This window comes from Streptococcus mitis, from assembly GCF_946190335.1.
GTDB classification, from domain to species: domain Bacteria; phylum Bacillota; class Bacilli; order Lactobacillales; family Streptococcaceae; genus Streptococcus; species Streptococcus mitis_CH.
The window spans coordinates 1-12,398 of record NZ_CAMHZN010000004.1 but is presented as its reverse complement, the minus strand read 5'-3'; the positions used below and the strand labels follow the sequence as shown (position 1 = coordinate 12,398).

General features: G+C 32.4%; 9 protein-coding genes. 3 read left to right on the top strand and 6 right to left on the bottom strand.

From position 1 onward, the window contains the following. Positions 1 to 346 precede the first annotated feature (346 nt). From N8O43_RS06585 to N8O43_RS06565, 5 genes are all read right to left on the bottom strand, one after another. Positions 347 to 2,560 (bottom strand): glycoside hydrolase family 31 protein, encoded by a 2,214-nt coding sequence (locus N8O43_RS06585; protein WP_261089796.1) that lies wholly within the window; start codon positions 2,558 to 2,560, stop codon positions 347 to 349. Beyond that, on the bottom strand, positions 2,557 to 3,201 hold the full coding sequence (locus N8O43_RS06580) for a DUF624 domain-containing protein (protein WP_033684319.1): 645 nt from the start codon (positions 3,199 to 3,201) through the stop codon (positions 2,557 to 2,559). The genes N8O43_RS06585 and N8O43_RS06580 overlap by 4 nt, the downstream gene beginning before the upstream one ends. 204 nt (positions 3,202 to 3,405) lie before the next feature. After that, positions 3,406 to 4,971: a type 2 periplasmic-binding domain-containing protein gene (locus tag N8O43_RS06575; RefSeq protein WP_261089795.1), complete on the bottom strand. Its 1,566-nt coding sequence runs from the start codon at positions 4,969 to 4,971 to the stop codon at positions 3,406 to 3,408. Positions 4,972 to 4,980: 9 nt separating this feature from the next. Continuing rightward, a complete protein-coding gene (locus N8O43_RS06570) occupies positions 4,981 to 5,877 on the bottom strand; it encodes a carbohydrate ABC transporter permease (protein WP_000870790.1) in 897 nt (298 codons plus the stop codon). A 17-nt stretch (positions 5,878 to 5,894) separates the two neighbouring features. Next, entirely contained in the window at positions 5,895 to 6,812 is a 918-nt protein-coding gene (locus tag N8O43_RS06565) for an ABC transporter permease (RefSeq protein WP_049531682.1), read from the bottom strand. A gap of 202 nt (positions 6,813 to 7,014) precedes the next feature. Between N8O43_RS06565 and N8O43_RS06560 the strand changes: the two genes are divergently transcribed. From N8O43_RS06560 to N8O43_RS06550, 3 genes are all read left to right on the top strand, one after another. Next, entirely contained in the window at positions 7,015 to 8,685 is a 1,671-nt protein-coding gene (locus tag N8O43_RS06560) for a sensor histidine kinase (RefSeq protein ID WP_084888168.1), read from the top strand. Further along, the gene (locus N8O43_RS06555) at positions 8,666 to 10,204 is read left to right on the top strand and encodes a response regulator transcription factor (RefSeq protein WP_261089794.1); all 1,539 of its coding nucleotides are present in this window, start codon (positions 8,666 to 8,668) and stop codon (positions 10,202 to 10,204) included. The genes N8O43_RS06560 and N8O43_RS06555 overlap by 20 nt, the downstream gene beginning before the upstream one ends. 322 nt (positions 10,205 to 10,526) lie before the next feature. After that, positions 10,527 to 10,982 carry a tyrosine-type recombinase/integrase gene (locus N8O43_RS06550; RefSeq protein ID WP_150922773.1) on the top strand — a complete coding sequence of 152 codons (456 nt, stop codon included), beginning with the start codon at positions 10,527 to 10,529 and terminating at the stop codon, positions 10,980 to 10,982. Positions 10,983 to 11,517: 535 nt separating this feature from the next. Here the strand turns inward: N8O43_RS06550 and N8O43_RS06545 are convergent. Beyond that, positions 11,518 to 12,398: Rib/alpha-like domain-containing protein (locus N8O43_RS06545; RefSeq protein WP_261089793.1), on the bottom strand; the 881-nt coding region annotated here is incomplete at its 5' end.

The following is a 12,398-nucleotide window of genomic DNA, read 5'->3' as shown; positions in this document are numbered from 1 at the left end:
ATATTCTCCTTTAACGATATAATAATTCATTTTACAGAATTTTCAAACAAATGTCAAACAAATCCTGTTTATTTTAGAAAATTTTCTGAAAAATCTACCGTCTCAGACTAACTTCCACTTCGGTCAGGCAAGTGGAAGTTACTTTGAAAAATTACCTTTTAAAATTTGCTCTTATTTAGTTAAAAAGAGGCTGGGCAAAAAGTCTTTAAAATCATAAAAACATCCCTATGCCAAACTTGTAATTACTAAAATACAAGTCAATAAGCGTAGAGATGTAAAACTATTACACATTAAAAAATAAATAATTAGTAATTAAAGAATAGAAATTGTGTACGAAATATCTCAATTAGTTTTGGATAGTAAATATTATTTCCAATAAACGGCCTCTCAATTCCTTATCCTGATGATGCAAGATGTTCATTAACTCATGAGAATTTTTAGCATTGATGAATTCATTTAACAATCGATCTTTTAATTCATATGGAAGAGAAGCCGTCTTTAGTAGCCTAAAAACTTCGTCATTTAGAGATGTCCTTTTATTATCTTTACATTCAAATCTAGCTGTAGTATTCTTATTTGGCAATTCAATGATAGATACATTCGTTCCTTTAAAATGAATTCTATGCCTTCTATTGCTTGGAAGGATACTAGAATCTCCTTGTAATGTTAACTCTACCATCCCCATTTCCCAGTCGATTGATAATCTTGTTTTATATCTTTGACCATTTTGATCTTCAATCATTTCAAAAGAATGTTGTTTGCCTGGGAATACATACCAATCTACAACTTCAGGTAACTCAACACCCATATCTATCTCAGAACCAACCAAGGGAATGATTGCACCACTTTTTGCAAACACAGGAATAGTAGAAATGTCTCTATAAACACTTAAGTTCACACCACCTGTATATTTTTTTTCTGAAAAGAAGTCATACCATTCACCTTCAGGGAACCATACATCTACTTTTGCAGATTGGAATGCCAAATCCATCTTTTCTACAATGGGAGCCACCATCAATTCTGTTCCAAAAAAGTATTGGTTTGGAACATTATAGCTCTCATCATTCTCCGGATAGAAATAGTACATTGGGCTGATTAATGGGGCGCCTTCCTCATGTGTCTTTACATTCATGGTGTATAGATATGGAATCATCTGATGTCTCAAACGAAGGTAATTCTTCATAATCTTAGATGTTGTTTCTGAAAAAAACCAAGGTTCTTTACTATTGAAGGGACTTCTAGAACTATGTAATCGAGTAATCGGACTAAAAACACCAAACTGTAGCCATCTAGTTTGTAGCTCTTCGTCATAATCCCCCAGCATGTGCCCACCGATATCATGGCTCCACCAACTATAACCGATATTTGATGCTGTCGCTGTAAAATAAGGTTGAAATCTTAACGAATCCCAACTAATAATAGTGTCCCCTGAAAAACCAACAGGGTAGCGGTGACTACCAGGACCTGCATACCTTGATAAAATCAAGCCACCTTCTGAATTTTTACAACTATCCTGATAATGATAATGGTTTAAAAGCCATAGTGGATCTAACATGCCTTGTGTCCCTTGTTGCCAGTCAATCCACCAAAAATCTACTCCTTGCTTTTCTAGCTTATAATGAACATCTTTAAAGTAGGCTTCCCTAAAAGAGGAATTAAAAAAATCAAAAATAGCAGGTTCTTCTAGTTCTACATTTAACCCCAATCGTTTTGCGACTTGAGGATAAGCTTCTTCGTAAGCCCGTATACCATCAGCAGGATGGACATTTAAGGAGAGTTTTAACTTTCTATCATGGAGTTGTTGCAATAACCGTTCTGGATCGGGTATTAAGTTTCTATTCCAACTATATCCTGTCCAGCCACTTCCAAAACGGGATGGAATGTCAGTTATATGCCAATCCATATCTAACACACCGATAGATAATGGAATTTTCTCTGCTTTAAATCTGTCTATTAAATTCAAATATTCATCTGACGTATAAGGCCAATACCTACTCCACCAATTACCTAAAGCATATCTTGGCAACAATGGTGTTGAACCAGTCAAATGGTAAAAATCTCTGATTGCTCCTCTATAATCATGCCCATAGGCAAAGAAATACAGGTCAATTTGATTTTCTCTCTCAAGATAACCAGACTGTTCATCCCAAATAAATCCTTGAGAATCATCCAGTAAGGCAATACCATTTCGACTAATAATTCCATCTTCTAATGGGATGGCTCCATCTGCCTTATCCAGAGTCCGAGCTGTTCCTTTTAACGTTTCAATCGATTCACCAAAATACCAGCGACTACCATATACGGCAAAATTTCCTTTTAATTCTATAAATAAATTTTCGGCGTTAAATTCTCCTTTATTAAAGTGCAAATGAAAATAGTCCGTCATAATATCTAGTACGTTTGATGTCTCGATATAATCTAACGAAACTTGGCCAAAATCTCTATTATAGATAAGTTGTGTCGTTCTATCCTCAAAACTTCCAGTTTTAGAGTATTCTAACCTTACTAACTTGTCTGTTAATACAGAGATTCGATAAAACTCTCCTTTAAAAATTTTCAATTTGTTTCCCTCCTTTTATTAAATCTCTTTACTTTATCAAACATTTTATTCGTTACCATTACATTCATCAATCCACAAAAAGCAAAGCCTCCAAATGTAAATACGTAAATAGCTGTTAAAACTCGTTCTGGACTACTAAAACTCATATACAGTACAGAAATATTAAATAAAACCAAAATGATAGCTTGCATTGGATTTAAAATACAAATTAATACGCTATTTACAATACTATTTTTTAGATTATCTTTAAATAGACCAATATAAGGAAAAACAACACTCATAAAAAGTATTATAACAAATAAAAAGGGCAACACTAACAATAAACTATACTCTGAAAATAAACTTGAATAGCCCCAAAGACAATAGTTCACATATAAAAGTAATTCTATTAGGAGGATAAACAACCAAATAAAAGTTGATTGTTTTAAATTTTGTCTAAAGATCCGAAAATAATGATAAGCAATATCGGTATCTTTACCTTTTAAAATACGATACCACATTGTCGTAAGAGAAGTTAGTGATGCCCCAATTGTAACTATTGGAATACAACTAACAATAAATAGAGTATTTAAAATAATTAAATCTGTAAGAAAAGTTAAAATTCTAACCACTTTTCCATCTAATGAAAATAATTTTTGCATAATATATTCTCCATAAAATCAATCGTCTTAACTCTATATTTTAGAATGTCAGTTGCACAAAAATATTACCTAAATTATTTAAAAAACATTTCCAAATTTCTTTAAAAATTAGAATAAAGGAAGCGAGATAATTTGATGTTATCAGTCTCGCTTCCTGTAATTAGCTAGTCCCTTGTTTATACAACCAAGAGTTCATATAAAGTATTACTCTTTTACTTCTTTTTGGTAACGATTATATGCTTCCTGTTGAATCTTCATAAATTCGTCCACTCCCATATTCTTAAGAGTTTCTTTGTATGAGTCCCATTCTTTTTCTATGCCACCTTCAACTACCCATTTAGATGCTTGTTGTTTGACATAAGATTCAATACTCACATAGATTGATGATAATTTGTTAAGCTCTTCTTGTGAATAAATCACATTAGGGTAAGCTGGCAACGCAAATTGTTTCAAATCTTGGTCCATCTTCAATTTCAATCCATCACCTTGTGTTTGATCGATTTCTACGCGACTATTGATATCATCGCTTACGTATTTAGGTCCAAAATCTCGAAGTGAATGAATCCATGCATACTCATCGGCTGATTTACCATCTTTAGGAGGTAATACTTTAAACTTATCACCATTCTTTTCAGTAGCTATTCCAAATGATCCATAGAAATTCTGAATACTTGCTTCATCTGTATATAATTTATCCAACCATTTCAATAATTTAGCAGGATTTTTGCTCTTATTTGTAATCAAAATTTCATTGCGGCCATAGTTGTAATGATCTGGGTCAGAAAAGACATATTGTTTTCCATCCATACCTTTTAAAGCAGGTAGAGCAATATATTCACTTGAATGTAAGCCAAACGTTGCATCTGCTGTCCAACCACTAGAAACACCTACTCTAGATACTCCCTTATCCATACGTTTCGCTACACTCATAGAGGTATCTTCTGTAAAGATTTCCGGATCAATCAAACCTTTTTTATAAGATTCGTGCATTGCTGCAATCCCTTGTTTATAACTTTCTTCTGTGCGAAGGTAGACTGGTTTTCCATCTTTTACAGACATTTCATACGTATTATCTGCACCTAAACGATTATTGAACGGTAGAATATATGAGAATGTTGGATCAAAGTTTCCTGCTCCGAATGGAATTTCATCAGAAGCGTCTCCATTTCCGTTCGCATCTTTATCCTTAAATTCTTGTAGTACTTTTACTAAATCATCATAAGTTTCTGGAACCTTTAACCCTAAATTATCTAGCCACTTTTTATTAATAAATAGCTGATTAGCTACTGTAGGACGCATTGGTAATTTTTTAGGCAGACTGTAGATATGACCATCTGGTGAAGTAATCATAGCTTTAATCTTAGGTTCTTTCTCCATAGCCTTAGTTAAATTAGGCATGTTTTCCTTGATTAAATCTTCCAATGGAATAAACAAAGATTGGTTCTGAGCAATTTCTGAATCTGTAAAAGCATTTGAACCTAAAAATGCATCTGGTAAATCTCCGCTAGCAACCAACACAGATTTCTTATCTGACCAATCTGCTGCCACAAGTGTATCCCATTTAACATCAATACCCGCTTCCTTGGCAGAATCTGTTAGAAAACCTTTATGATAATCTTCTCCCCAGTCAGACCAACGAACAGTTGTGATTTTATAAGAATCTTCTCCAGACTTATCGTCCTTATTCGCATTATTGGAATTTGCACAGGCTGTTAAGCCAGCAAGTGTAACTGTTCCTAAGAACAAATATGTAAATGATTTATGTTTCATGTTTTTCTCCTATTCTTTCAACGCGCCAATCATTACGCCTTGATTAAAATATTTTTGAACAAAGGGATACAACAACATAATCGGAGCAGTTGAAATAACAATTGCTGCATATTTCATCATATCTGCCTTGATACGAAGATCTGATGCCACTTCTCCTGTTGCTTGCGATTGTAACATTTGGTTACTAATTAGTAAACGTCGTAAAATTAATTGCAATGGTTGTAAATTTTCATTCGTTAAATAAATTAAAGCATTAAACCACGAATTCCAAATACCAACTGCAGTCCAAAGTCCAATAACTGCTATAATAGCTTTTGATAAAGGAACGACTATCTTAATAAAATAACGAATTGTACCACATCCATCAATTTGTGCAGCCTCCCACATTCCGTCTGGAATACTATTATTAAAGAAAGTTCTAGCAACAATAATATTGTATGATGAAACTGCAAAAGGTATTACCATTACCCAAAATGTATCAATCAAGCCTACATTCTTTACTGTTAAGTAGGTAGGAATCAAGCCACCTGATACGAACATAGGAATAATGTATAGAATGCTCATCCACTTTCTACCAACTAATTCTTTTCTAGATAAAGCATAACCAGCTGGAATATTGACTACTAAAGCAACTAAGGTACCAACAACAGTATATAAAATGGTATTTAGATAGCTACGCAAAAATAAAGGTTGTTGAATAAGACGTAAATATCCATCTAATTTCCATTCTCTAGGAATAAACCATACCTTCCCATTTGCAACATCTGAAGGATTGCTAAAAGATGCAATCACTACAAACCATAACGGATAAACAATTAACAGGATAAGGAAAATTGCTAAACCATAGGTAACTATATCAAATAATAATTCAGAGTTTGTTTTTCTTGATTTATGAAACCATTTCACCTTGAGCACTCCTTCCTTTAAAAAAGACCCGTTCTAGTATATCTTTTCGAGAACCAGTTAACAGATAACAAAATTATTAGATTGACTACGGTGTTAAATAACCCTATAGCTGTCGAATAACTATACTGAAAGTTCACCATACCAACTTTATAAACATAGGTCGAAATTATCTCACTTCCTGCTAAATTAAGTGGATTCTGTAGTAGTAACACTTTCTCAAAACCTACACTTAATAAACTACCTGCTCTTAATATTAGTAAAATCATAGCAGTTGGCAAAAGTAATGGTAATTCTATATGCCTAATTTTTTGTAATCTAGAGGCACCATCCATAGTTGCAGCCTCATAATATGTAGGATCAATTGCAGAAAGCGCTGCTAGATAAATAATACTATCCCAACCAATATGTTGCCATACATCACTCCAAACATAAACACCTGCAAAATTACTAGGTTTTGATAAAAAATCTGGAATAGTGATTCCAACAGACTTAAATACATTCGCTAACAAACCACTGGTAGGAGATAAAAATAAGATGATCATCCCACACATAACCATTGTAGAGATAAAATGAGGTAAGTAAGTTGTCACTTGAAATATTTTTCTAAATTTCCCAACTCTTAACTGATTACTAATGATAGCTAGTATAATAGGTAAGGGGAATCCTACTACAATACTATAAAGTGAAATTTTTAATGTATTGAACATAGTTGTCCCGAATTGGAATGATGAGAAAAATTGAGTAAAGTACTTAAATCCTACCCACTGACTAGCAAAGATACCATTGGCTGGTGAATAGTCTTTAAATGCAATAATTAGTCCCAACATGGGAATATAGGAAAATAAAATTAATAGCAATATTGAAGGAAAAAGTAATATATATAACGGAATACTATGCTTTAATTTTATTTTATGAAGTTGAGATGCTACTTTCATGTTTTTCCTCCCATCTGATTTTCTACGATTATTTTACACCATATAGAATTCCCTTAATAGAACTTTTTGGACTAGGTTTATCAATTTTTCAGTTTTTTAATTTTAAAAACTATTACTTTTCCGACATCTTGATAAAACATATCTGTTTTGTTACATGATATCGTATTTTCAAAGTGCTATAATTTTAAGAGGAGAATAGTATATGAAATTAAATCACGACTTATCAAAAAAACATTCCATTCATTTTTTCTTTAAACTCCTACTTGTACTACTATTGATAAATATTTTAATCAATATTGCTATGAGTAACATAACCAGAAATTTTATTAAAAACCAAAATATAGTACACCTACGTAGTTCAATTGAAATTTATGCTGATTCTGTTAATGAGAAATTGCATTCTGTAGAACGCTTTATGTACTCAACAATAACGCATAATGAATCTTTAGAGAAATTAAATCATGTACAAACGTTTCTTGAGTATCAAGAAAATCTTAAAAAAGTTCAAACTAGCTTTACAGAGTTTGAATATCAAAATGAAACTCATATGACATTCTTATTAGAAACCGATAGTACTGATCATTTTATAAATGTCTCCAATCTTTATATTCCATATGAAGATTATCTACTGTTAAAATCAAATCTAAAATCATTGCGTAGTGATATAAGTGACCGTAAATGGAAAAATGTAACTACTAAAAACAGCGAATACTTAGTTAAATCTGTTCATTACGAAGGAAAAATCATTTATGCCGTCATATCTTCAGAAGATATCCTAAAACCTCTCAATAAACTTAATATTGGTAATAATGGCAAACTCTCCCTAAAAGAGCCTAACAATATACCGTCCGCTAATTACCTAATTCATGCCCAAAATGAAAAAACGCATTTACCCTTCGATATTTATGTTTTAGTCGATTATGCCGAAGTCTTTAGAAATATCACACTCTTAGAAGTATTTTTATCAGCCGTTCCTATCATTATCACAATTTTATCAATCATCATTATCCTGTATATTCGTCAGTGGATGATTAAACCTATAACAAGACTCACTGAACGGCTCTCTCAATTTGGGGGCTCCATCCCCCCTTCTGAATTTTTTATATCTGAAGGTATACTAGAAATTGATAAGGCAAATGATAAACTTAATAAAGTAATATTTGACATGCAAGAATTAAAAATACGGGAATACCATTCACAACTAGAACTTAAGAAGATAGAACTTAATTATCTTAAGAACCAAATTCGTCCGCATTTCTACTTAAATATGTTATCAATGATTCATAGTATGCTTCAAACAAAAAACTATAAGGAAATTGAAGAGTTAACTATCCTAACTTCAAATTATCTCCGTCATTTATTTATGGCTAATCAAGATTTTTCAGAACTTAAAGATGAAGTTCAGCATATTAGAGATTATTTAGAAATACAACGAATTCGATATGGAAATAGCATCTACTTTTCACTAGACTACAATGATGACCTACAAAATACTCTTGTTCCATCGTTACTGTTACAAACATTTATTGAAAACACAATCAAACACGGTTTTTCATTTCAGGATTTATTTACAATTTTGCTATCGATAAAAAAAGTAAAAACTGAGAACTCAGATTATATTCAGATTTGTATCGAGGATAATGGTCCAGGTTTCTCTGAAGAAATTTTATCAAAACTAAATCAGAAACAGTCTCTAATAACAGAAGATGGACATCATATCGGGATCACAAACACCATCGAACGTTTAAATCTTCTCTATCCCAACGACTATACTATTACATTTAAAAATAATGAAGAAGGTGGGGCTAAAATTCTTTTACTCATTCCATACAAGATTATAGACGGAGGTTATAATGAACATCTTATTAGTTGATGACGATCGTTTTATCATTGAAGCTTTACGAGAGAAAATAAATTGGGATAAACTACACATTGACATTGTTTATGTTGCCTATAGCCTCTCTCAAGCTCAAAATATTATTAGAGAGCATCCTATTGATCTCATGATAAGCGATATAGAAATGCCTCAAGGCAGCGGCCTCGAACTCTTATCTTGGATTAGAAATGAAAAATATGATATAAAAACAATTTTTTTAACTAATTACGCCGACTTCAACTATGCTCAAAAAGCAATTGAATTGCAAAGCTTCGAATACTATCTAAAACCCATTAACTTTGAAAAATTAGAATTTATTATTCAAAAAGCCATTAGTAAAATTGAGAATCATAACTTAAATGGAAAAAATGATTCGCTTTTACAAATAGAAGATAATTTCTGGTATGATTACCTTAGAAAACCTCAAATTTCTCGCATTGATGAACTAGAAAACATAGCGAGCAAACAAGATTTTATTCTTAAAAAACACCAGTATTTTTTCCTTGCAGTTTTAACAATTAATCTTAATGAAGAAGATTATTCAGCAGAAACTCCATCATGGACTTCTCAACTAAAAAGAGAACTTCAAAGAATTTCACAACCTTCTTATAAGCTGATAAGTCTATTCAAAATGGAAAGCCAGGTTGATCAATATGTTTGTCTCTTTAGAGTAGACTCATCCAAACGTAGTGACAAATTGGCATATGAGATTCATTCTCAAATTTCTAATAACTTTAGTAAATACTCAAACATTATATATAAGAGTTGCCATAAAATATCCGATGTTTTATTTCATACCAAAGAACTCTACACTTATAATGAACAATATGTTTCTTATTGGAATACTATTACATGTGTTCCACATAGTTTTCCAACTTCTTTCAAAACAGAAACTCTTTCAATTGCGTTTTTAGATAGCTTAAGCGAATATGAATTAAGAGAAAAAATTAATTCACTCGTCTATAATTCTCAAATCCCTACTTTCACGCTACAACAAATTTTACTAGATTGGACTCAACAAATAGGAATATATCTAGATCAAAATGGAATTTCAGCACATAAATTATTCCAAAATAGCACTCATGATTTCTTATTCCAACGACGCTTTCATTCAATTGAATCATTTCAGGATTACTTTGATTATTACTGGTCACATGCTAAGAAATTTGCAACAAACATTGAAAACCAGAAAAATAGTATTCAACGCATCGTCGAATACATAGATCATCACTACTATGAAGATATAAATCGTTCTATATTAGCAGATATGGTTTATCTCAGTGCAGATCATTTAGCTAGAATTTTTAAAAAAGAAACTGGAGAAACTCTTGTTAAATATATAACGGATAAGCGCATTAATGCTGCTAAATCTCTCCTATCTCAAACAAATATCTCGATATCACAAGTATCCTGTCAAGTAGGGTATGATAATTATTCTTACTTTACTAAAATTTTTAAACAAAGGACTGGACTTTCTCCTGGAGATTACCGTAAAACATATCAAAATAAAGTGTAAGCAATCTAAATCATTGAAATGATAAGTAAAATTCAAGGTCTATAGTAATTTTTGAAATTCTACAGTTTTTCCAAAGATATGTTAAATGATAATTTTTTAGATTATCATTTAACTTATCTTTCAGTCCAACATAGCTTCAAAAATTTCTTTAAAATTGTTGATAAGGCAACTTCTTAAAAAGTCAGTTTGAAAAGAAAACCCAGTAAATATTTCTAGGATAATAGGATAAAACGTATACTATCAAGCTTTTACAGAACTGCACCCCAAAAGTTAGACAGAAAAAATCTAACTTTTGGGGTGCAGTTCTAAGAACCTTGGTAATATGCGTTTTATTATGGAAACATTTCCCATTTTCTCTATTTCTAATGACTTACTTCAGCTTCTTACCTCTTGGAAAGAGCAACAAAAATATGAACTAGCAAAGTTTGGCATCATCAGTAATCCAGAACAATTTGTTTTTACATATATCGACACAAAAGGAAACATCAACAAGCCTTTACATGCTGACTATCTAAATAATAAAATGAAAAATATCAGAAAGCGATATAAAGAACTAGCACATGTTGTACCTCATAAACTGCAACATACAGGAGCGACACTTGCAAAACAAGCAGGACTCTCACTCGAAGCTATTTCAGAAGCTTTAACTCACAGTGATAAAGAAGTAACTAAGACTTATGTCAACACAAAAGATACTGTAAATCAGACAGTTGGAGATATTGCATTTCGTAGTCTAAAAAATGATGGAGTGAATTTTAGGGTAACTCTTGATTTTTAGACAAAAAAAGACATCCAAGAGTAAATTCTTGAATGTCTGTAAACGTTGATATAATCGTATTGATTAATGTTTTGAGGCAACTGACTTCGTCAGGTTGCAGCCACATTTGTAAACGACTAAAGTCGCAACAACTGTGTCAATTGCACCAATTTAGTAAGAAAGTAAAAAAAGAACACCCCGAAAGGTGCTCTTTGTAAGTATAGTAATTCTCTCGAATTAACGTTTACTAAATTGTGATGCTTTACGAGCTTTCTTAAGACCTGGTTTTTTCTACATCATGATATTTATGGTAAATTATCACTAAAATCAAGTACTTTCGAGAGATAAATCCTCAATTTTTACATATATAACCCTTTTAAAAATTAAGAAGTTATCAAAGGGTTATCACTTTTTAGTTTTCGGAGCTTATGTAGTTTGAGAAAAAAATACAATAAAATTAATAATACAACATCCCCTAACAATTACTGACCGTTAGGGGATATTTCTATTCACCGAATATATTTTACATTCTTGTATTCATTAACTTCGTCAAAAATCATTCTTCGTCTTCTTTTTTACTTAAAATGAAGAAGCCTAATCCAAAAAGAATTGAACTTGTTGCTACAGATAAGAGTCCTAAACTATTTGCCGTACCAGTTTTCGGCAAGGTTGTTTGAGTTTCTTTCTGTTTCACTTCATCTTTTTCTGGTTGAGCATGTGTTTCATTTGTAGAAACATGAGGAGCATCTGGAGTCTGTTCAGGTTTCACATTATCATTTGTTTGAGTTACTCCTGAAGAGGCAACTTTTCTAAAGATATGTGTAACTACTTCTCCATTTTCATCTACTTCAGTTCTTACAAATTCATAACCTTCGATTTCACCATGTTCAAATGCTTCATTTTCCTCACCTAATACTTTAGGAGTTTTCGCATCTGCTGGTTTCAACTCATCACCGTTTTCATCAACCCATTTAGTAATAATCAGTTTAACTTTTGGTAATTGAGCTGGTTCTGGAAGTTCACCGTTCATACCAATGTTTCCATTATAATCTGAGAACTCATGAGTTGGTGCATCCGGTGCGTTTACACCTCCTGTGAAGTCTGGTGCTTCTGGTTGTGTTTCTGGTGTGCCGTTAGCATTTATTTGACGGACAGTCAGCTTCACTTGTACTTCTTCACTTGTTCCATCTGGATAGTGGACAACGACTGTTCCATCTACTTTTCCTGGTGTTGTTACCGATGTGTTCGGTGGTGTGTTGTCTTTCCATGTGAAGGTTGTTCCACTTGGTAAGCCTGCTACATTGCCGATGCTATTTCTTGCTTCTGGCACTGTTCCGTTATCCACTGTTTGTTCTTTGGCTTCTGGTTTGTACGTGTCTGCTTGTCCTTTGACATTGACTTTCACTGGAACTTCTTCGCTTGTGCCATCTGGGTAAC